Below are 21,037 nucleotides of genomic sequence, written 5' to 3'. Positions count from 1 at the left end.
AGACCTCACAGGTCTTAGAGACCTGTGAGGTCTAAAATCCTACTAGATGTCTACAAAACTTTTCAAAATAGAGTTTCGCTAATCAAATTTCGCTGTACCTTTGTGTACATAGTTTCTGGTTGTAAACAGGTGGTTTTTAGGATTTGAATTATTTTTGATGGAATTTTGATTTTCTTTTTTGACACAGATGCCTTAGCATCAGGTGATAAAAACAAATTGAAATTGCGCAAAAATAAACAAATCTAATAGTGATCTATTTACGACCAGAAACTAGTAACGAAATTACCTATGATAGCTGTAGAAAAAGCCCTGCAATTAATACAAAATAGCATCGAAAAAACAGATGCAATCATTACAATACCTATATCAAAAGCATTGGGATATGTACTGGCAAAAGATGTTATGTCTCCCATCAATATGCCGCCTTTTAGACAATCTGCAATGGATGGATATGCATTGGGATCTGTCGAAGAGAAAAAATTTGACCTAATCGGCGAAGTAAAAGCCGGCGATGATACCGATCCTAATCTCGAGCAAGGTAAAGCGATTAGAATTTTTACTGGTGCCCCAGTACCATCTGGAGCAAAGGCTGTTATCATGCAAGAAAAGGTAGACATACAAAATAAACAGGTACTATTACAAGAGACTGTACTGCCCAATGCCAATATTCGCCCTCTTGGAGAGCAAATAAAAAAAGGCGATATAGCACTCTTAGAAGGAACTACAATTACTGCTGCCGGTGTAGGATATCTCGCGTCTTTGGGAATCACCCATGTACAGGTCTATCAAAAACCTTCTATAGCAATCATCACTACAGGAAATGAATTAGTACCACCAGGGCAAACTCTTAAATATGGACAAATCTATGAGAGTAATTCGATCATGCTATCGACTGCTTTGACTAAAGTAGGATTTGATGATATATCTTATTTTAAGGTAGAAGATGAATATGATATTACTCTTGCTCTTTTAGAAAATACAATAGCTCATTATGATGCGGTTTTAATTTCTGGTGGAATATCGGTTGGGGATTATGATTTTGTAGGTAAAGCACTTAGAGCATTAGATGTCGATGAAATTTTTTATAAAGTAAAGCAAAAGCCAGGGAAGCCACTTTATTTTGCCAAAAAACAAGGTACAACCATATTTGCGTTACCCGGCAACCCTGCTTCTTCACTAAGTTGTTTTTATATCTATGTACTACCTGCATTACTCAAAATCTCTGGATATAAAGAGTATGGCTTAAAACGAACATCTGCTATTTCTAATCTCAAATATGCAAAAAAAGGCCAAAGAGCAGAGTTTTTAAAAGCATATACCGAAGAAGACAAAGTAACTATCCTGGACGGACAAGCATCTTCTATGTTACGATCTTTTGCCATGGCCAATGCCTTGGTTTATCTTCCCGAAGATGTAACAGAAGTTAATATTGGCGATACAGTACAGGTGATCAATTTGCTATAAAACAATAGAAAACATCAACAAAAAAGTTACTCATTAGGTAAATTAACGGATTTTACCTGGGTGTCATGCTGAGCCTGTCGAAGCAAATTTATAGTTAAAATTCCCTTCGACAGGCTCAGGGTGACAATGTGCTTAAAAAGTAGATTATTAAAAAATAAGTCAATGGTAGCGTGTCGAATGCTAATCGTTTAATAGCATAAAAACTTTGATAGCCTGTCCTGAGTTTATCAAAGGGCTTCGTTTGACGTTGAAATTCACCTTTTCAGACAACCTCATTCAGATTATGTATTAAAATCTTCTAAAAGAAAAACATCTCTAAAAAAATCGTTGTATCTTTGAAAACCTAACGGTTTTATGATATGGATTATGTAATAAAAAGTAGAATTTGGATAGAATCTGAGCATGGTGTCTTTCTGGGTGAAGGAAGAGTAAAGTTATTAAAAGCGATCGCACAAACAGGTTCATTAAGCAAGGCTGCCAGTGCGTTAGAAATGTCATATAAAAAAGCCTGGAACTTATTAGACAGCATGAACAAATCTACCAAAGAACCTTTGGTGATTACTTCTACTGGTGGTAAAGGCGGTGGCGGTGCAAATCTTACTCCGTATGGTAAGAAAGTCATTGAAACATTTGATCACATTAATCAAAAATGCTGGGAATTTCTGGATAAAGAGCTAAAACAAATCTCACTATAACCATTTTAACATTTATATGACTGGTCCCAAAAATATAACAGGAATTATCCTTGCCGGAGGAAAGAGTTCTCGAATGGGGAGAGAAAAAGGATTAATTCTACTCGACGGTAAACCTTTTATTCAACATAGTATTGATGCATTGCGTCCATTGGTTAATACTATACTTATCGTTAGTAGTAATTCTGATTATGATGGTTTTGGAGTCAAAAGAGTTGAAGATATTATAGTCGAATCTGGGCCGTTAGCAGGGCTACACTCTGGATTAATGCATAGTAAAACAGAACATAATTTGGTTATTAGCTGTGATGTTCCTTTAGTAACAACCGAATTCTTAAAAAAGCTACTATCCTATGAAAAAGAAGATTATGATATTGTTCAATTTGAAGCTGATGGAAAGAGTATTCCACTAATCGCATTATATAAAAAACGATGTACAGATCATTGCCAGAAATTACTAACGAATGGAGAGCGACGTTTACGTAAACTCGTTTCAGCAGTAAAAACAAAAACCATTACCGTACTTGAAAAAGAGCGTCTTTTGGTAACCAATATGAATACCGTTGAGGATTTAAAAACAATTACAAATGCAATTGACTATTAAATATTTTGGTATGCTGGCCGAGGCCACAACAACTAATGAAGAATACTTACAAACCGAGGTTTGTTCGGTTTCTCAATTAGTAAAAAAGCTAAAAAATCAATACCCAAAATTAAATAATACTGATTTTAAAGTGGCTATCGACCAACAATTAGTTGACCAAAGTCATATTATTAACTCAGAAGTAGAAGTAGCTTTGTTGCCGCCATTCGCTGGTGGATAATTTAATTATTCAAAATATAGATCATGAATTCGTTTAATCCCAGATATCATAGACAAATCATCTTACCCGAGATCGGTACTGCTGGTCAGGAAAAACTAGATACTGCTAAAGTATTAGTTATCGGTGCGGGTGGACTGGGGTGTCCCGTATTACAATATCTTACAGCGGCAGGAGTAGGCACAATTGGTATTGTTGATTTTGATACCGTAGATATCTCTAACTTACATCGCCAGATTTTATATGGCACCGATTCTTTGGGAACAAATAAGGCCGTAGCAGCAAAACAGCGCCTTACAGATCTTAATCCTACAGTAACTATTAATACATATACAGAAAAACTAACTCCAAAAAATGCCATATCTCTTTTTTCTGAATATGATATTATTGTTGATGGGACTGATAATTTCTCCACCCGATACCTGGTTAATGATGCTTGTATTATCACCGATAAACCGCTGGTATACGGAGCTATTTTTAAGTATGAAGGGCAAGTATCTGTATTTAATTATCAAAATGGTCCTTCTTATCGATGCTTATTCCCCGAACCTCCAAAAGCAGGAAGTGTTCCTTCTTGCTCAGAGATAGGAGTTCTGGGAGTATTACCAGGTATTATTGGTAGTATGCAAGCCAACGAGGTTCTTAAAATTATTTTAGACCTGGGTGATGTACTTAACGGAAAACTGTTAATGTACAATTGCTTAACTACACAATTCTCATCTTTTACTATTAATCGAGTTACAGCAGAAGTATCCAAAATCCTTGATTCTGCAAATCGTTTTGAAACTACAGACTACGACCTTTTTTGTGGTGTGAAGCAAATTTCAGAAATCACTGCCCAAGAAGCTTTTTTAGTAAAAAATGCCCAATTTATAGATGTTCGTGAGACTCATGAGCAACCAAAAATTGAATATTTAAACCCTATTTATATCCCATTAGATAGTCTTAAACAAAAATTAGATACTATTTCTAAAGAAAAAGAAACGATAGTTTTTTGTCAATCTGGTATTCGAAGTAAAAGAGCTTTAGACATCTTACTTCAGAATGGATTCGAAAACATATCTCATATAAAAGGAGGGGCTATTGCTTTACATGAAATCATACCAGACCTCACAGGTCTCTAAGACCTGTGAGGTCTAAAGACATTTGGATTAAAAAGATCTAAAAAATAACTATGGAAAAAAAGAAACCAAAAAATGTATTTGTACAAGGTCCTATTTCGTCAGAATTTATAGGAACATCTATTGCAAAACATCAAACTAAAACCAGTATAGGAGCCCATAACATATTTCTGGGGCAGGTTCGTGCAGATGAAATTGATGGTAAGATCGTTACGGCTATTGACTATACTGCTTATGAAGAAATGGCAAATCAAAAGTTTCATGAAATACGAGAGGCCACTTTCGAAAAATTTGACCTTACTTGTATGCATATTTACCATAGCTTAGGGACAGTAAATGCCGGAGAGATTTGTCTTTTTGTGTTTGTGTCTTCCCCGAGAAGAAAAGTAGTTTTTAAAGCTCTGGAATATGTGGTTGAAGCTATTAAAGCAGATGTTCCCGTTTTTGGAAAAGAAATTTTTGAAGATCAAACACATCAATGGAAACAGAATAGTTAAAACTTCAAAAAGATAAAAATTCAAATCTCAAAAAAGACAAGTGACAAAATATGGTAGACATCACTCATAAAACATCTACATTAAGAATTGCAACAGCTCAAGCAATTGTAAAGGTTAGTAAACCCGAAACTATAGAGGCAATAGAACAAGGTACTGTTCCAAAGGGAGACGTATTTGCAATGAGTAAGGCAGCTGGATTACTTGGTGTAAAAAAAACTCCGGATTTACTTCCAGATTGTCATCCATTACCAATTGAATATACTGGAATTGAGTATACCATTGAAGGATTAGAAATCACAGTTTTGGTTACTATAAAAACGATTTATAAAACCGGTGTAGAGGTAGAAGCTATGCATGGAGCAAGTATTGTAGCTCTAAATATGTATGATATGCTAAAACCTATTGATAAAGGTGTCGAGATTCATCATATCAAATTACTCAATAAAAAAGGAGGAAAATCTGATTATAAAGATAAATTTAGAAGAGATCTTAAGGCTGCTGTTATTGTTTGTTCTGATACTATTTCTGAAGGAAAGAAAGAGGACAAAGCTGGTAAAGCTATCATCGCAAAACTAGAACAATGTGAAGTTGATATTTTAGATTATGTAATCATTCCCGATGAGGCCGAAATCATACAGGAAAATGCAAAACAATATCAACAACAAGGAGCAGATCTTATTATTTATACCGGGGGTACCGGTCTCTCTAAACGAGATGTTACTCCGGATGCTTTACGACCGCTTTTAGACCGAACTATTCCCGGTATCGAAGAGGCTGTACGTAAATATGGGCAAGATCGTATGCCCTACTCTATGTTATCCAGAAGTGTAGCAGGAACGATTAAAAACACTCTGGTATTAGCATTACCCGGCTCTACTAATGGAGCAAAAGAGTCTATGGATGCTATTTTTCCTGAAGTATTACATGTGTTTAGAATTTTAAAAGGAGCGAGACATGACTAAAACTAACACCAGACCTCAAAGGTTTCAAAAACCGGTGAGATCAGAAGCTATTCTTACTGATCCTTTTGGCAGAAAGCACAATTACCTGCGTATTTCGCTCACCGAGCGATGTAATCTTCGATGTACCTATTGCATGCCAGCAGATGGTATTCAATTATCCCCCAAAGATCATCTCATGACCTATGAGGAAATTTATACCATTGCCAAAGAATTTGTAAGTATGGGTGTTACCAAAATTCGGTTAACAGGAGGAGAACCTTTGATACGTAAAGATGCTGCTCTTATTATGGAAAAACTCTCCTCACTTCCTGTTCAATTAACATTAACTACCAATGGCGTGATCGTGGATAAATTTATAGATCACTTCAAAAAATGTGGTATTAAAACTCTTAATGTTAGCCTGGATTCTCTCGATACTCAAAAAAATAAAGAAATTACCCGTAGATCATATTTCGAAAAAGTATATCAGAATATCATTTTATTAGTTAAAGAAGGTTTTGTGGTAAAAGTGAATTGTGTTTTGATGAAAGGTTTTAATGATGATGAAGTTATTGACTTTATTAATTTAAGTAAAAACCTACCTGTACATGTTCGATTTATCGAGTTTATGCCTTTTGATGGAAATCAATGGAATATGAAGAGACTGGTTTCTTTACAAGAGATTCTTTCTAAAGTACATTCTAATTTTGAAAAGAATGATATTGTAAAACTCCAAGATGCCCCTAATGACACTACAAAAAGTTATCAAATAAAAGGATATCAAGGCACTTTTGCTATCATAAGCTCTGTGACCAATCCATTTTGTGATGGTTGCAATAGAATACGTCTAACTGCAAACGGGCAGATAAAAAACTGTTTATTCTCTTCAAAAGAATCAGATCTTTTGACCACGTTAAGAGCGGGAAAATCAATAATCCCTATCATCCAAAAGGCAGTACAAACCAAATTTAAAGTACGCAATGGGATGGATACACTGGATAAATTTAACCAATCAGATATACATTCTAATAATCGTAGCATGATTGCTATTGGCGGTTAACTTATTCTGAGTAAGAACAATAGACCAACATCATGACGGATATCATAGTTATTTTATGCTATCTGGTTTATTTTTAGAACTATAAATCTTTTACACATGAAACGAATATTAAGAAAATTAAAAATTTCTTCACAAAAGAAGATGTTTAAAATTTCTTAATGTGAGAACGGAGTGGTTACATACGTTCTCAATTTTATAATTAATGTATTATCAAGTAATTACTAAAATTTAAACGTATGAAAAATATCCTTCTTCCTACCGACTTTTCAGACAATGCCAGAAATGCAATATATTATGCTTTAGAATTTTTTAAAAATGAACTTTGCACTTTTCATCTCTTTAATGTACAGAAAGCATCTCATTATACTACAGATGATCTTATGGCTGCTCCTGCTAATACCACAATCCACCAGTCGGTAATTAGCGATACTAAAAAGAAACTTAGTCAAATGGTCAAAGAACTAACCGACCAATATCCAAATCAAAACTATACATTTAATACCATTACCGACTATGATGTCTTTATAGATGCTATACGACAAGTGGTTAAATCTAAGAATATCGATATAATCATTATGGGAACAAATGGTGCTACAGGAGCATCAGAGGTGGTTTTTGGTAGTAATACGCTTAATGTTATTCGCAAAATAGACTGCCCTATAATAGCCATTCCTCAAGGACATAAATTTAAAGATCCAAAAACCATTTTATATGCTATAGACTACTGGGATCATTTTAATACAGAAGGTATCGAGCCTTTAATGGATACTATCATAAAACATAAATCTTCTTTACGGGTTCTTAAAATTAAAGAAGATGATACTGTAACTGTAGCCGATTTTGATGACAAAAAACACATGAAAGAGTTTTTTAAAGAAATAAATCATACATTTCACTCTATTATTAATGTCCCAACTGCTTTAGCTATTAATAGTTTTGTGCAAATCATGGATGTTGATATGACGGCTATGTTTATCAAAAGAGAAACATTTTTAGATCGATTTTTTAAGGGGTCAGAAACGTCTAAAATAAGTTATGGAACACGAGTACCTCTCTTAATTATGCATAGTTGATATGTTTAAACTCATACAATAAAATGTTATTATATATTGCTACTACGCTTTATATCCTGTTAGGAATTTTTATTGTTATACGACTGCTTTTAAATGGAATGCGGCCTACAAAAACATTGGCCTGGCTTCTTACTATTTTTACGATTCCTGTTGGTGGCATCTTTTTGTACTTAATGCTTGGTAGAAATCGTAGAAAAAATAAATTATTCCGATTAAAACATACACCAAAAGTAACTTCGTACATCGCAAAAGCATTGGATCAATATTCTTCAATAACAGAAGAAGAATATGCAGAACACCACAAAATCATTTCTCTAATTACCAAAAACTCTTACTTTGCTCCCTGCACAGGAAATAACGTGAAATTGCTTAAAAATGGTGAAGCTACTTTTCAAGCTATATTTGACGCTTTAGAAAGTGCAGAGCATTTTATCCATTTAGAATATTACATTTTTGAAGAAGGTAAATTAACATCTGATCTTTTCGAGCTTTTTCAGAAAAAAGTAAAAAACGGAGTAAAAGTACGTGTATTATACGATGGTATAGGTAGTATGTCTTTGAGTAAAAAGTATATCAAAAAACTACAAAACATAGGAGTCGAAATCCATAAATTCTTGCCTATAAAATTTGGTAAATTTTTATCATCGATAAACTATAGAAACCATCGTAAGATCATAGTAATAGACGGTAAGATTGCATTTACAGGAGGTATCAACGTATCTGATAAATACGTAAAAGGTGATGCTAACCTAGGGGTTTGGCATGATATGCATTTACAACTCAACGGGCCCGTTGTTCATAGTCTTCAGGCCATTTTTGCAATGGATTGGTATATGATAAGTGCTAATGATGAAGTTCTGGACACTTCATATTTTCATACCTATAAAAAGACAGAAGGTTCTACAGCCCAAATCGTACATAGTGGCCCGGATTCTGATTTTTCGGCAACCCAACAGATGTATTTTTCTATAATTAATGAAGCCAAAGACTATATCTATATTACAAACCCCTATATTATCCCCGGAGAATCCATTCTGGATGCATTAAAAGTAGCCTCAATGAGCGGAATTGATGTAAGAGTGCTACTTTCAGAAAAATCGGATAACGTTATAGTCAAATGGTGTATTCGTTCTTATTTTGAAGACCTACTACAGGCTGGAGTAAAAATACATCTATTCTCAGAAGGGTTTTTACACAGTAAAACCATTGTAGCCGATAACACCATATCATCTGTAGGAACAACTAATTTGGATGTTAGAAGTTTTGAACAAAACTATGAGGTAAATGCAGTAATCTACGACGATAATTTTGCTATAGAATTAAGAGATGATTTTTTAAGAGATATTAAAAATAGTAAGCAATTGGATTTTAGCACCTTTATACAACGTCCCTGGAGTGAAAAATTAAAAGAAGGTTTTGCCAAAATCTTTAGTCCGGTTTTGTAAATTTATTAATGAAAATGAAAGCATTTAAAAACATAGGGATAGTACTCTCTGGTGGAGGGTTTAAAGGTGTTGCTCACATAGGAGTTATACATGCCCTGGAGGAAGCCGGAATAACTGTCGATTTTGTTTCCGGTACAAGTGCAGGGGCTATCGTAGGGTCACTATATGCTGGTGGTCATCCTCCAGAAGAAATAAAAAATTTCTTTACCCAAACCCCTTTGTTCAAATTAAATCGGTTCTCTCGAAAAAAAGCTGGTTTTTTAGATTCTGAAAAATTTTATACCGACCTGCTTACGTATTTCCCTGAAAACTCCTTTGAATCCTTACATAAAAAACTATTTGTTACAGCAACCAATCTTATAGAAGGAACAACAAAAGTATTTAACACAGGAGAGTTGATAAAACCTTTATTGGCATCTGCTGCATTTCCCGGTGTTTTTACTCCGGTAACCATTAATAATGAATTATATGCCGATGGTGGAATTTTGGATAATTTCCCGGTATCACCACTCAAAAAACATTGTGACCTGATTATTGGTGTAGATGTATCTCCGATTAGGAAACCAAAAATTTCTGATTTTAAGCATTCATACAACGTTATGCAACGCGCTTATTACCTTAGAGCTATGCCAAATGCCGAAGTTAAGTTTAATCTATGCGATATTATAATTCAACCTAAGAAATTGGTTAATCACGGTATTTTTAGCAGTAGTAGCTTGGATAAAATATATGATCTTGGATATCAGGAAGCAAAATTACAATTAGGATTATTCCTAAAAAATCTAGAAGGATGATTAAAGAAATAAAAAATAAATACGGTCACCTTTTTGAAGACGAATTGCTCGAAGAAATTAATCAGGTAGGAACTTTTAAAGAAATCCCCGAAGGCTTTGAACTCATCAAACCCGGAAGCTATATTAAATTTATGCCTTTGATCATTAGTGGTGCTATAAAAGTGCTTAGAGGAGATAATGATGGCGACGAATTATTATTATATTTTTTAGAACAAGGAGATACCTGTGCAATGACATTATCTTGCTGTCTGGGGCATCATAAAAGTGAAATTAAAGCCATTGCAGAAACTGATACCAAATTAGTAATGATTCCTATCGAAAAAATGGAAGAATGGACAACAAAATACAAATCCTGGAGAAACTTTGTTTTTAGCAGTTATCACAAACGATTAGTAGAAACCATTGAAACCATAGACAGTATTGCTTTTCTAAATATGGATGATCGTTTATTAAAGCACCTTAAGGACAAAACCAAAATCAGTCATACCAAAATTATCAATACTACACATCAGCAAATTGCATATGATCTTCATACGTCTAGAGTAGTAATCTCCCGATTGCTTAAAAAACTTGAGAAAAAAGGTGTTGTTAAACTTAACAGAAACAATATCGAAGTATTAGAAATGTAAACTGTTGATGTTCTTAGTAAAGAATACCCTTTAAACAAACTTTGTAACAATTGTTAATGTATTGCAATAATAATTGCATTATTTTTCAAACTGTACATAGTATAAACATTTAGTTATGTCTGACTCTGATAAGTATTAAATAAAAACAACTAAAATATTCCTATAATTTCGGTTTCTTTGTTATTAACACAAAAGTTAAACCTGCGTAATCGCAAAATATTATTTATGCAACGACTATTATCTGTTTTATCTACACCATTGATTAAAATTTTAATGCTCATTACTATTGGGCAAATCGCTTATTCACAAGGAGAAAAAGATATACTATTAGCCTCTCAATACTACAAAAAGGCAGATTCATTACTCACCGAAGAAGTTTACAAAAACTCTATCGATTTTTTTGAAAAATCTCTTTTACTATATCAAAAAAATAAGGATTGGGAAAAGGCAGCAAATTGCTTTAACAAAATATCTAGTATACAAAACAAAATTTCTAATTTCACAAAATCTCTTGAGAATGCTAATAATGCTTTAGAAATTTGTGAGAAACATTTACAAGATAATAGTGAAGAAAAGGCAAATGCTTTTGATAATATAGGTCATTATCATGAAAATAATTCTCCTGCTTTTCAAAAAGCATTAGATTATTTTCAAAAAGCATTAGAAATTCGTTTAAAAATCTCTCTAAAAGATCCTAAAAATATTGCTTTATCTTATGATAATATTGGGGTACTATACCACAGACAAGGAGAGATTTCTATGGCTATAAAAAACTACGATAAAGCATTAGAAATCAGACTTAAAAATTATGGAGAAAACCACCCGATAACTTCAAAATCTTATATTAAAATTGGGATGCTAAACAGAGTTCAAGGTAAAAACCAAGAAGCAATATCTAACTTTAATAAAGCACTAGATATTTTAATTCAAAAATATGGTGAAGATCACATAAAAATTGCTAATCTACATTCGCGCATTGCAGGTTCTTACACTTTTCTATCAGCCTACGAAAAGGCAGAATTTCATATAAAAAAAGCATTAGAAATAAAAACAAATAGTAATAGTGAGGATCGTAAATCATTAGCAAGTCTTTATTATAAATTAGGAATGCTTTATATAGATACGGATAGGTTTAAATTATCTGAAAAAAAATATCAAAAGGCATTAGAGATATATACCGAATTATATGGGGATCAAAATATTCATGTTGCTAATGCATATTATGGTTTAGGAAGTCTTTATGGTATCATGGGGTTTCATGATAAAAAACTGGACTATTTACAAAAATCGTTAAAAATATATCTAAAAAAAGCTAAAAATCATTCTGCTTTAAGTAACATTTATCATAATATGGGTAATACTTATGTTGATAAAGGAGCTTATGAAAAGGCGTTGCAGTTTTATAAAAAATCTATAGACATTTCTATTAAAACTGTCGGAAAAGAACATTATCTGGTTTCATATGGATATAGTGGTATGGCATCAGTGTATCAAAATCAAAACAATTATGACCTTGCACTTGAGTATAATAATAAATCGCTAAAAATTAGAATAAGTAATTTTGGGGAAGATCATCCTATCGTTGCTACGTCTTATAATAAAATTGGAGATGTTTTTTTAAAAAAGGAACAATATGATAATGCATTACATTACTATAAAGCTGCCTTAAATGTATATAAGAAAACATTTAATACAGATTATCTTGACACGGCTAAATCTCTAGCAAAAATAGGGGTGTTAAAACAAGAAAAAAAACAATTTGATGAAGCATTGCATTATTTTAATGAATCCTTAGAAATGTATAAAAGATTATACGTAGAAAATAATGGGGTTATAGCAGATATATATAATCATATAGCAAAAACATATTCTTATTCTGAAAAATACCAAGATGCATTACAAAACTACGACAATGCTCAAAAAGCAAATAACAAATATAAAATCGATGAAATTAAAAACAATAATACATCATCTTATAATAATTATATAGACCCTAATATTTCATTAACTACCTTAAAAGGAAAAGCAAAGATTTATAAAGATTTATATCAACAGAATAATGATCTCAATGATCTAATTCATGCCATTAATATTTATCTAAAAATAGACCCCTTAATCAATACTATTAGGCAAACTTTTACAGGTCATCACGACAAGGTGAATTTTGCTCGAATTACAAAAGAAATTTACCATCAAGCAATAGAATGTCATATGTTGTTATATGCAGCAAAAAAAGACCCAAAATCGTTGGAAAAAGCTTTTTATTACGCTGAAAAAAGTAAAGCCAATATTCTAAAAGAACTACTCACTAATACAAACGCAAAAAAGTTTACTGGATTACCCGAAGAAATTTTAGTTTTAGAAAAAAAATTAAGGATTGATTATGCTTTTTATCAATCTAAAATCAAACAAGAATTCTCTAATCAGAAAATAGACACTTCTAAAATTGCTTTTTACGAAAACAACCTTTTTGATATTAACCAACGACAAGATTCTTTAAGCTTAGTTATAGAAAAAAATTATTCAAAATATTATCAATTTAAACATAAAAATACTATTGTATCAATACCACAAATCCAAGAACAACTAAATGAAAATAGTACTCTATTGGAGTTTTTTACATCAGATAGTAATACCTATGCTTTTACAATTAACAAAAATACTATTACGGTACAAAAATTAATTACACCAAAACTTATTGACAAAATAGAACGTTTTAGGAACAGTATTATATCTAAAGATATACATGAATATAAAACAATAGGAAATAATTTATATAATCAATTGATCACTCCTGTTATCGATCAATTAATCGGAGATGAATTGATAATTATTCCTGATGGTCCTCTATGGCAACTTGATTTTGAACTCTTACTCACTAAAAAAGAGAGTTCTAATAACCCTTCCTTATTACCCTATATGTTGCGAGACTATATAACCTCTTATACAAACTCTGCCAATTTATTATTCACACCCATTACAACAAATGCTCAGCCCGTTACTACAAATTTTCAGTCAAAGCCAAAACAGGAATGTTTAGCATTTTCATTTTCAAATAATACACAAGATACTTTAAAAAATGTTTTAAGTTTAGCCATTCTTAGAGATGCTAGTGATGATCTTCCTGGCACTAGAAAAGAAATCAAAGCAATCTCAAACATTATTGATGGGCAATATTACTTTGGAAAGCAAGCTGTAGAGTCTAATTTTAAAAAATATGCAGGACAATATAATATTCTTCATCTAGCTTTGCACGGAGATATTGATAACGAAAACCCTAATAATTCCAAACTTTATTTTACGAAAAGTAACGATTCTATAGAAGACGATTTACTATATAGTCATGAATTATTTGCTCTGGATATTCCTGCAGAGCTTACTGTATTGAGTGCCTGTAATACTGGAACTGGAAAAATTACCAAAGGAGAAGGAATTATGAGTTTAGGAACTGCTTTTCAGTATGCAGGAACCGAAAGCTTATTACTTACCCGTTGGGAAGTATCTGATCAAACGACTCCAGAGTTAATGAAATATTTTTATACTCATTTACGATCAGGAATGAACAAAGGAAAAGCACTACAGCAAGCGAAGCTTGATTACCTTTCTACTGGTAATATAAACCGACTAGATCCTTTTTATTGGGGAGGGTTTTATCTCGTAGGAAATTCTGCTCCAGTTTCTTTTCATAATAATTATACTTGGTTATATTGGGTAATAGGATTAGGAGGTTTAATATGGCTACTATTCTTGTTTAGGAAAAAAAATAACAGCTAAACAAATTTGGATTGACAACATTTATGAACTCATTTGAAATTTTTGTTTGTCAACAAGAATTTTGGCTTTTGTTCTATAATAAACATTTTTATGAAAGTATGAGAAATAGAGTCGTAGCCGAGCTATGATAAAAAGACAAAATTAGAGCACAAAATATGAAATTAACAGGTAAAATAAACCCTAAATGAGTTCTACGTTAAATTTATAACTACCTATCCAAATATTAGTTTTTCTATAATATTTTTTTGCGTTTCGCAACGCAAATATCAACAATCCTTTCTTTTTTCAGAAAAAGTTTAGATAACTTCATTTAATTACTTTGTAACAATTGTTACTGTATTGAAATAATAATTGCCTTATTTTTGAAAAATAAATAATAAATGCATAGCTTCTCTTCCTAAAATCAAGAAAAGCTTAAAAAATAGAATACATGAAGATAGAACAAATATATACAGGATGTCTCGCTCAGGGAGCTTATTATATAGAAAGTAACGGTGAAGTAGCAATTATAGATCCTCTACGAGAAATAAAACCTTATATAGAAAAAGCAGATGAAGATAATGCAAAAATCAAGTATATTTTTGAAACTCATTTTCATGCAGATTTTGTAAGTGGTCATGTAACACTAGCCAAAGAAACTGGTGCCGATATTATATTCGGGCCTAGTGCTAACCCTTCTTTTGAAGCAACAATTGCCAAAGATGGGCAAGAATTTCGACTAGGAGAGATTACCATAATTGCACTACATACTCCAGGACATACTATGGAGAGTACGACTTATCTTCTTAAAGATGCTACAGGCAAAGATCATGCAATTTTTAGTGGAGACACCTTATTTCTTGGTGATGTTGGTCGCCCGGATCTTGCTCAAAAAGCAGCACATATGACTCAGGAAGAGTTGGCAGCAACGCTTTATGACAGCTTACGTACCAAAATTATGCCTCTGGCAGATGATGTTATTGTATATCCTGCACATGGTGCTGGTTCTGCATGTGGTAAAAACATGATGAAAGAGACAGTAGATACTTTGGGGAACCAAAAGAAAATGAATTATGCTCTTAGAGCAGATATGACTAAAGAAGAGTTCGTAAAAGAAGTCACAGATGGATTACTACCTCCTCCTTTATATTTTCCGCTTAATGTGAAAATGAATAAAGAAGGTTATACCGATATAGATGAGGTAATTCAAAAAGGAACAAGACCGTTTTCTCCAAACAATTTTGAAGCTTTCGCTAATGAAACCGGCGCTATAGTTCTAGATGTAAGACATCAGAATGAATATGTAAAAGGACATATCCCCCGATCAATATTTATAGGTATCGATGGTGGATTTGCACCCTGGGTTGGAGCCTTAATCGCAGATGTACAACAACCTATTTTATTAGTAACACCAGAAGGAAGAGTAGAAGAAACAATTACTCGGTTATCACGAGTAGGGTTTGATAATACCCTGGGATATCTCGAAGGTGGTTTCGAAGCCTGGAAAAAAGCAAGTAAAGACTATGATACCTTAACTTCAATCTCTGCATTAGAATTTAAAAATGCTTTAGAAGAGGAGAGCACTCCTGTTTTTGATGTACGTAAAGAAAGTGAATTTATTGCAGAACATATTGATGATGCACATAATACACCATTAGACTTTATTAATGATTATTTAGCTGAATTTCCTACCGATAAAACTTTCTATGTACATTGTGCGGGAGGATATCGCTCTGTAATTGCAGCGTCTATACTAAAAAGTCGTGGTATTCATAACCTTATAGATATAGCCGGAGGTTTTAAGGACATAAAAGAAGTAGGCATTAAAACTACAGATTATGTGTGCCCCTCTACCATAAAGTAAAATATAACAGTTTTGTAACCAAGGTTACAGACAACTCGTTTTCAATTTAATTACTTTGCCAAAAAATTAATATAAATGAATTGGATTTACAATCCCTGGCCGTGGTATGTATCGGGACCACTAATCGCGTTAGTATTATTTTTATTACTAATGGTTGGAAAAAGATTTGGCATGTCATCTAATCTAAGAACGATATGCGCTATCTGTGGAGCAGGAAAAACATCAGATTTTTTTAGATTCGACTGGAAGGCTCAACGATGGAACCTGGTTGTGGTACTTGGTATAATTATAGGAGGATTCATTGCCAATACTTTTTTATCGGTAGACAATTCTGTGTCTATTGATCCAAAAGTAGTTTCAGACCTTCAATCCAAGGGGTTTAATAGTACCGGAATGGAATACATGCCCGATATGTTATTTTCTAATGAAGCTTTAACAGATCCTAAAATACTCTTTTTACTCATAATCGGTGGACTATTTGTAGGTTTCGGAGCTAGATATGCTGGCGGGTGTACTTCGGGACATGCTATCTCTGGATTAAGCAACCTGCAAATCCCTTCTCTTATTGCTGTGATTGGATTTTTTATTGGTGGACTAACCATGATACATTTTATTTTTCCTTTAATTTTTTAAACATATGCGTTCAATTATATATTTAGGTATTGGTATTTTCTTCGGAATTGTTTTATTCAAATCAGAAGCTGCATCGTGGTTTAGAATCTATGAAATGTTTCAGTTTGGATCCTTTCATATGTACGGAATCATTGGTTCTGCGGTAGGATTAGGTATTATCATTACTCAAGCTATAAAAAGATTTAAAATAAAGTCGTTTTATGGTGATCCTATAACTTTTGCTCCTAAAGACAGAAGTTTCAAAAGATATATATTTGGAGGCATCCTATTTGGATTAGGATGGGCTCTTGCAGGGGCATGCCCTGGGCCGATGTTTGCTCTTTTGGGAGCTGGGTATTTACCAATTCTAATCGTACTTATCTCTTCTATACTGGGTACTTTACTATACGGAATAGTTAAAAACAAACTACCCCACTAACTCTAGAGTTAATTCGTTTTTACCAGGCTCATTTTGTTGCCAGCAATTAATATTATAAATAGTTGTTTCTGCAATAGTAGTAAGTGCTTCTTTGGTAGCAAACGCCTGATGAGGCGTAAGAATTACATTAGGTAAATCAAGAAGTTGTTGTAATGTTTTATCCTTAGGTTTATTTTCAGAATGATCATAAAAAAAGATTCCATTTTCATGTTCATACACATCTGTACCATATCCAGCTATACTTTTTGATACTAACGCTTGTAATAAATCCTGTGTATGCACTAATCCACCCCTTGCAATATTGATAAGTATCGCTTCTTTTTTCATCTGCTGAATTCGATCAATATCTATAAGGTGATGCGTCTGAGTATTGAGTGGCGTACATAAAAAGATAATATCGGATTGCTTACATAAATTGTCAAGAGTCGTATATGATACTCGATATTTTTCTTCTAATTTTTTATCTTCATATATATCATGGCCTATGATCTCACAATTAAACCCGTGCATGATTCTGGCAATTGTTTTTCCTATTCTACCGGTTCCAATAATACCAACAGTTTTTTTATTGATATCAAAGCCTACAAGATGACTCAACGAAAAATTATATGTACTTACTTGGTGATTAGAAGATATGAGTTTACGGCTAAGCGCTAACAATAATGCTATTGCATGTTCTGCTATGGTTTGTGGGGAATATCCGGCTGCATTAGCTACTTTGATCCCTAACTTTTTGGCTGTACTAATATTTACATTGTCGTATCCTGTAGAACGAAGTGCTATATATTTAACTCCAAAATCTTTTAATCTTTCTAAAACCATAGAAGACCCATCATCTGCAGAGAAAATAGATATAGCATCAAAACCTAATGCCAGCCCAGCAGTTTTTGGAGTAAGTCGTTCTGGCACATATTTAATTTGATGCTTTTCATTATTTGCCTTTTCCAGAAAAGGAATTTCAAAGTCCTTGGCACTATATATCAATATCTTCATTAGTAAGTTCTTCAATAATTAATAATTGTTGCCCCTTTAGTGCCCAAACCAGTACTTTAACATAGTCGGTTACTGCTTTTTTAATATTTTCTGGCTCTGTAATATCTATTGATCCTTTCCAAATTAATTCTCTTTCTTTATCTGGGCAAATGCAATAAAGCGAAGATTCTGCATGAAAAATTTGATATTCTTCATAATAATCTTCATCATAATATATATCCTGATTTTCATAATAGTCATCTCTAAAACTGTCAAATGTTTTATCCAGATTTCTATATGCTTTTACAACAGTTACTTTATCTTCGACTCCTAATACTTTAGAAAGTAAAATTGCATCGAACCCATTTTCTATAAGCTGAGACTCAAGAGCCATCATTTCTTTTTCGGTTTTTGGAGAAGTGGTAAAAGAACTCTCAAAATAATCTAAACTTTTTACGGCATTAACACCACTTTTCTTTAGTTCTGTTGCTAATTTCTTTTCGAATACTTTTCGGGCACTTTCATCTGGAGTAATTCCAATAACCAGAACTTTTTGAGCTTCAAATGTATCAATATCAGGGTTTTTCCAGTTTTCGACTAATTCGCTAGATGAACAACTGTACAGTAATCCACTAATAATTAAAAGATATATATATAATTTGTTCATATTTTCTTGGTATAGGTTATTAAAATTTATGTAAAGTCTTCGGCTTTATAATTTTATCTAATCGTTCTACTACTATACTGGTATATTTTGGTGTTTTTTCGATAATAGATTCACCAGATATCACATCAACATCTTCTAAGGCTATATTACTACTTCCTACAGTTGATAGGATAATGAGTTTATCTAATTGACTCGGGTGATTTTTAATAAACTTTTTTACGTTTCTAGGTGGGCTTCCATATTCCCATGAATTAATAATAACCAAAGCATCCCACTTATCAATATCAACGGTAAACATCGTATATGCATCTATCACTTTAAAATAAACTGCATCATTTTGATAATGCCTAATGATACCCTGAACCAAAGAATCTTTAAATCTACTTCCTTGTGAAGCTATTAAAACTTTAGTTTCGAGATTAGCATCATTAACTTCAAAAGGGATTACGGTATCCATAGAATAGGTATACTCATACCACACCCAAAACCCGGCAAAGAGTATCAAAACAGAAAATATTATGATTTTCAGTATACGTTTCATCTACTTAACTCAATAGACGTTTTTGTTTGCCTTCTTTCATTATAGTTTTTATCAAATCAAAAACCCTTCTTTTTGTTTCTTTATAATTGTTTAGGTATTTACTTACTGCCATTGTTAACTCCCAATGATCTTCTTTGTATTGTTTTTCCTCTACAGGTTGATCAACTCCGTCTAACAATATGGTAAGTTCATTATGGTGATTAATTATTTTTTTTAGTAGTGGATCGAGACCTTTCCTGCTAAGAGATAGTTCTTGTAATATGTTCTTACTTTTCTCAAAAATCTTTTTTGAAATTAGTTGTATTGTATGATTTTCTATAAGTTCATCTAAAAAGTGCTGTTCATCTTTGACAAATTTAAGTTCTGATACCCAGTTTAGAGAAATTTCATGTAATTCTTCTGGGCTTCGCCATTCTACATATTTTATATTTGGTTGCTTTGCTTTCATGATTTCTATTTTAAGGTGATCATTTTAGATAAAAAGACAGAGAATAATGTCCCTAAATCTATTCTCTGCCTTTCTTGTATAGATTAATCTATTTCAATTACCTTTTTAGGTTGTTCTTTTGCTTCTTCCTTTTTTAGAAGACTAAGAGTAAGCACTCCGTTTTTGTAGATAGCTTTAACCTTTTCATTCTGGTTTACGCTTGTAGGTAACTGTAATTTTCTATCGAACTCGTTATAACTAAATTCTCTACGTGTGTACCCTTTATCCTCTTCTACTTCTTCTTTACTTTTTTGAGCACAAATGTGTAACACATCATCTTCCATAGTCACTTCAATATCTTTCTTTGAAAAACCAGGAACTGCGAGTTCAATTTCAAAATTATCCTTGTTTTCTTTGACATTCATTGCAGGAAGGTTTCTGTCTTTTACAAAAAAATCGTCCGCAAAAAAATCATCTGTATCTAACCATGTAGAAACACGGTCATTGATCCAGGGAAATCTGTTTTTATTAAATTTAATTAATGACATAACGTTAAGGTTTATTAGAGTTATTATTATGCTAAAATTAAGCTGACAACGGGCATTTTAAAATGACAATTATCAGTTTATTAGTATTTTAACCTGTATTTAACGTTACTTCTTGTTCTTTTTTAAAACTCCGCCTGCATACAGAAAAACTTCAGATTTCAATCTGCTGAAATTTTTATAGAAGTCATCAAAAGTACGCCTGACCAGAATATGATTTTTATAGTAAAAATTGTCACAAGAAATAGTATCGCATTCTAGCATACCTCCTAATTCACTTTCATGTGTTCTGATACCTCGACTTATCTCTTGTATTTCTTTCTCTATATCTACGATTTGCTGTTTAAACTCTTGTAATCGTTCAAAAAGGTTTGGGGTAGTGGGTTCAAAAATATAAGAATTTAATAATTGATTGATAAACTGTATTTCACCTTCGATAAATCGAAGACTTGATTTCCATTTTAAGATATCAAAATGGATCTCTTTTAATTCTTTATCAGAGGTATTATCTGTTGCTGCCATCATTTTTTCTAGGTTTTAAAACTTACTAAAAAGGTACTTAACCTCTATAAATTAAAAAGTGATAATTATCAGGTTTTGTGACTTTTAACATGGAATTAGTTTACAAGGTGTAATAATATCTCTTCGAGTCTTTCGACTTCGCCCGAAACAGACAAAGT

The 21,037-nt window shown here is 32.6% G+C and carries 22 protein-coding genes; 16 read left to right on the top strand and 6 right to left on the bottom strand.

The window, feature by feature from the left end; translation table 11 throughout:
* Nucleotides 1-288: 288 nt before the first annotated feature.
* From glp to DK441_RS02460, 16 genes are all read left to right on the top strand, one after another.
* Nucleotides 289-1,464, top strand: coding sequence for a gephyrin-like molybdotransferase Glp (glp, locus tag DK441_RS02535; RefSeq protein WP_109097331.1), 1,176 nt, complete (start codon nt 289-291; stop codon nt 1,462-1,464).
* Between the two features lie 359 nt (nt 1,465-1,823).
* Complete coding sequence (locus tag DK441_RS02530) at nt 1,824-2,159, top strand: winged helix-turn-helix domain-containing protein (RefSeq protein WP_108809146.1); 336 nt, start codon at nt 1,824-1,826, stop codon at nt 2,157-2,159.
* A 16-nt stretch (nt 2,160-2,175) separates the two neighbouring features.
* On the top strand, nt 2,176-2,760 hold the full coding sequence (locus DK441_RS02525) for a molybdenum cofactor guanylyltransferase (RefSeq protein WP_109097330.1): 585 nt from the start codon (nt 2,176-2,178) through the stop codon (nt 2,758-2,760).
* On the top strand, nt 2,744-2,980 hold the full coding sequence (locus DK441_RS02520) for a MoaD/ThiS family protein (RefSeq protein WP_109097329.1): 237 nt from the start codon (nt 2,744-2,746) through the stop codon (nt 2,978-2,980). Before DK441_RS02525 ends, DK441_RS02520 begins: the two co-directional genes overlap by 17 nt.
* 23 nt (nt 2,981-3,003) lie before the next feature.
* On the top strand, nt 3,004-4,101 hold the full coding sequence (gene moeB / locus DK441_RS02515) for a HesA/MoeB/ThiF family protein (protein ID WP_109097328.1): 1,098 nt from the start codon (nt 3,004-3,006) through the stop codon (nt 4,099-4,101).
* 50 nt (nt 4,102-4,151) lie between these two features.
* The gene (locus tag DK441_RS02510) at nt 4,152-4,595 is read left to right on the top strand and encodes a molybdenum cofactor biosynthesis protein MoaE (protein ID WP_109097327.1); all 444 of its coding nucleotides are present in this window, start codon (nt 4,152-4,154) and stop codon (nt 4,593-4,595) included.
* Between the two features lie 50 nt (nt 4,596-4,645).
* Nucleotides 4,646-5,557, top strand: a complete 912-nt coding sequence (gene moaCB, locus DK441_RS02505) for a bifunctional molybdenum cofactor biosynthesis protein MoaC/MoaB (RefSeq protein ID WP_025664322.1) — start codon at nt 4,646-4,648, stop codon at nt 5,555-5,557.
* Nucleotides 5,550-6,596 carry a GTP 3',8-cyclase MoaA gene (gene moaA, locus DK441_RS02500; protein ID WP_109097326.1) on the top strand — a complete coding sequence of 349 codons (1,047 nt, stop codon included), beginning with the start codon at nt 5,550-5,552 and terminating at the stop codon, nt 6,594-6,596. Before moaCB ends, moaA begins: the two co-directional genes overlap by 8 nt.
* Nucleotides 6,597-6,832: 236 nt before the next feature.
* Nucleotides 6,833-7,669, top strand: coding sequence for a universal stress protein (locus DK441_RS02495; protein WP_109097325.1), 837 nt, complete (start codon nt 6,833-6,835; stop codon nt 7,667-7,669).
* A 23-nt stretch (nt 7,670-7,692) separates the two neighbouring features.
* On the top strand, nt 7,693-9,114 hold the full coding sequence (gene cls, locus DK441_RS02490) for a cardiolipin synthase (protein ID WP_109097324.1): 1,422 nt from the start codon (nt 7,693-7,695) through the stop codon (nt 9,112-9,114).
* A gap of 14 nt (nt 9,115-9,128) precedes the next feature.
* Nucleotides 9,129-9,908 carry a patatin-like phospholipase family protein gene (locus tag DK441_RS02485; RefSeq protein ID WP_109097357.1) on the top strand — a complete coding sequence of 260 codons (780 nt, stop codon included), beginning with the start codon at nt 9,129-9,131 and terminating at the stop codon, nt 9,906-9,908.
* Complete coding sequence (locus tag DK441_RS02480) at nt 9,905-10,537, top strand: Crp/Fnr family transcriptional regulator (RefSeq protein WP_109097323.1); 633 nt, start codon at nt 9,905-9,907, stop codon at nt 10,535-10,537. The genes DK441_RS02485 and DK441_RS02480 overlap by 4 nt, the downstream gene beginning before the upstream one ends.
* A gap of 225 nt (nt 10,538-10,762) precedes the next feature.
* The gene (locus DK441_RS02475) at nt 10,763-14,311 is read left to right on the top strand and encodes a tetratricopeptide repeat protein (RefSeq protein ID WP_109097322.1); all 3,549 of its coding nucleotides are present in this window, start codon (nt 10,763-10,765) and stop codon (nt 14,309-14,311) included.
* 430 nt (nt 14,312-14,741) lie between these two features.
* Nucleotides 14,742-16,154 (top strand): rhodanese-like domain-containing protein, encoded by a 1,413-nt coding sequence (locus tag DK441_RS02470; protein ID WP_109097321.1) that lies wholly within the window; start codon nt 14,742-14,744, stop codon nt 16,152-16,154.
* Between the two features lie 75 nt (nt 16,155-16,229).
* On the top strand, nt 16,230-16,787 hold the full coding sequence (locus tag DK441_RS02465) for a YeeE/YedE family protein (protein WP_109097320.1): 558 nt from the start codon (nt 16,230-16,232) through the stop codon (nt 16,785-16,787).
* A 4-nt stretch (nt 16,788-16,791) separates the two neighbouring features.
* Nucleotides 16,792-17,205 carry a DUF6691 family protein gene (locus tag DK441_RS02460; RefSeq protein ID WP_109097319.1) on the top strand — a complete coding sequence of 138 codons (414 nt, stop codon included), beginning with the start codon at nt 16,792-16,794 and terminating at the stop codon, nt 17,203-17,205.
* Here DK441_RS02460 and DK441_RS02455 read toward each other — a convergent pair.
* From DK441_RS02455 to DK441_RS02430, 6 genes are all read right to left on the bottom strand, one after another.
* On the bottom strand, nt 17,194-18,198 hold the full coding sequence (locus DK441_RS02455) for a 2-hydroxyacid dehydrogenase (RefSeq protein WP_109097318.1): 1,005 nt from the start codon (nt 18,196-18,198) through the stop codon (nt 17,194-17,196). The two genes, DK441_RS02460 and DK441_RS02455, sit on opposite strands and share 12 nt — an antisense overlap.
* On the bottom strand, nt 18,179-18,844 hold the full coding sequence (locus tag DK441_RS02450) for a hypothetical protein (protein ID WP_074407106.1): 666 nt from the start codon (nt 18,842-18,844) through the stop codon (nt 18,179-18,181). The genes DK441_RS02455 and DK441_RS02450 overlap by 20 nt, the downstream gene beginning before the upstream one ends.
* A gap of 19 nt (nt 18,845-18,863) precedes the next feature.
* Complete coding sequence (locus DK441_RS02445) at nt 18,864-19,385, bottom strand: hypothetical protein (RefSeq protein WP_109097317.1); 522 nt, start codon at nt 19,383-19,385, stop codon at nt 18,864-18,866.
* 4 nt (nt 19,386-19,389) lie between these two features.
* Nucleotides 19,390-19,833 carry a hypothetical protein gene (locus tag DK441_RS02440; protein ID WP_109097316.1) on the bottom strand — a complete coding sequence of 148 codons (444 nt, stop codon included), beginning with the start codon at nt 19,831-19,833 and terminating at the stop codon, nt 19,390-19,392.
* 83 nt (nt 19,834-19,916) lie between these two features.
* Nucleotides 19,917-20,360, bottom strand: coding sequence for an Hsp20/alpha crystallin family protein (locus DK441_RS02435; RefSeq protein ID WP_109097315.1), 444 nt, complete (start codon nt 20,358-20,360; stop codon nt 19,917-19,919).
* 105 nt (nt 20,361-20,465) lie between these two features.
* On the bottom strand, nt 20,466-20,882 hold the full coding sequence (locus DK441_RS02430) for a hypothetical protein (RefSeq protein WP_109097314.1): 417 nt from the start codon (nt 20,880-20,882) through the stop codon (nt 20,466-20,468).
* Nucleotides 20,883-21,037 lie beyond the last annotated feature (155 nt).

Origin of the sequence: Aquimarina sp. AU58, assembly GCF_900312745.1 — a bacterium.
Taxonomy (GTDB): domain Bacteria; phylum Bacteroidota; class Bacteroidia; order Flavobacteriales; family Flavobacteriaceae; genus Aquimarina; species Aquimarina spinulae.
The sequence above is the reverse complement of the archived record's forward strand: the minus strand, read 5'-3'. Positions and strand labels throughout refer to the sequence as shown.

Coding starts and splice junctions, on each gene's coding strand:
- glp (WP_109097331.1), top strand. CDS start 289: ATGATAGCTGTAGAAAAAGCCCTGCAATTAATACAAAATAGCATCGAA.
- DK441_RS02530 (WP_108809146.1), top strand. CDS start 1,824: ATGGATTATGTAATAAAAAGTAGAATTTGGATAGAATCTGAGCATGGT.
- DK441_RS02525 (WP_109097330.1), top strand. CDS start 2,176: ATGACTGGTCCCAAAAATATAACAGGAATTATCCTTGCCGGAGGAAAG.
- DK441_RS02520 (WP_109097329.1), top strand. CDS start 2,744: ATGCAATTGACTATTAAATATTTTGGTATGCTGGCCGAGGCCACAACA.
- moeB (WP_109097328.1), top strand. CDS start 3,004: ATGAATTCGTTTAATCCCAGATATCATAGACAAATCATCTTACCCGAG.
- DK441_RS02510 (WP_109097327.1), top strand. CDS start 4,152: ATGGAAAAAAAGAAACCAAAAAATGTATTTGTACAAGGTCCTATTTCG.
- moaCB (WP_025664322.1), top strand. CDS start 4,646: ATGGTAGACATCACTCATAAAACATCTACATTAAGAATTGCAACAGCT.
- moaA (WP_109097326.1), top strand. CDS start 5,550: ATGACTAAAACTAACACCAGACCTCAAAGGTTTCAAAAACCGGTGAGA.
- DK441_RS02495 (WP_109097325.1), top strand. CDS start 6,833: ATGAAAAATATCCTTCTTCCTACCGACTTTTCAGACAATGCCAGAAAT.
- cls (WP_109097324.1), top strand. CDS start 7,693: ATGTTATTATATATTGCTACTACGCTTTATATCCTGTTAGGAATTTTT.
- DK441_RS02485 (WP_109097357.1), top strand. CDS start 9,129: ATGAAAGCATTTAAAAACATAGGGATAGTACTCTCTGGTGGAGGGTTT.
- DK441_RS02480 (WP_109097323.1), top strand. CDS start 9,905: ATGATTAAAGAAATAAAAAATAAATACGGTCACCTTTTTGAAGACGAA.
- DK441_RS02475 (WP_109097322.1), top strand. CDS start 10,763: ATGCAACGACTATTATCTGTTTTATCTACACCATTGATTAAAATTTTA.
- DK441_RS02470 (WP_109097321.1), top strand. CDS start 14,742: ATGAAGATAGAACAAATATATACAGGATGTCTCGCTCAGGGAGCTTAT.
- DK441_RS02465 (WP_109097320.1), top strand. CDS start 16,230: ATGAATTGGATTTACAATCCCTGGCCGTGGTATGTATCGGGACCACTA.
- DK441_RS02460 (WP_109097319.1), top strand. CDS start 16,792: ATGCGTTCAATTATATATTTAGGTATTGGTATTTTCTTCGGAATTGTT.
- DK441_RS02455 (WP_109097318.1), bottom strand. CDS start 18,198: ATGAAGATATTGATATATAGTGCCAAGGACTTTGAAATTCCTTTTCTG.
- DK441_RS02450 (WP_074407106.1), bottom strand. CDS start 18,844: ATGAACAAATTATATATATATCTTTTAATTATTAGTGGATTACTGTAC.
- DK441_RS02445 (WP_109097317.1), bottom strand. CDS start 19,385: ATGAAACGTATACTGAAAATCATAATATTTTCTGTTTTGATACTCTTT.
- DK441_RS02440 (WP_109097316.1), bottom strand. CDS start 19,833: ATGAAAGCAAAGCAACCAAATATAAAATATGTAGAATGGCGAAGCCCA.
- DK441_RS02435 (WP_109097315.1), bottom strand. CDS start 20,360: ATGTCATTAATTAAATTTAATAAAAACAGATTTCCCTGGATCAATGAC.
- DK441_RS02430 (WP_109097314.1), bottom strand. CDS start 20,882: ATGATGGCAGCAACAGATAATACCTCTGATAAAGAATTAAAAGAGATC.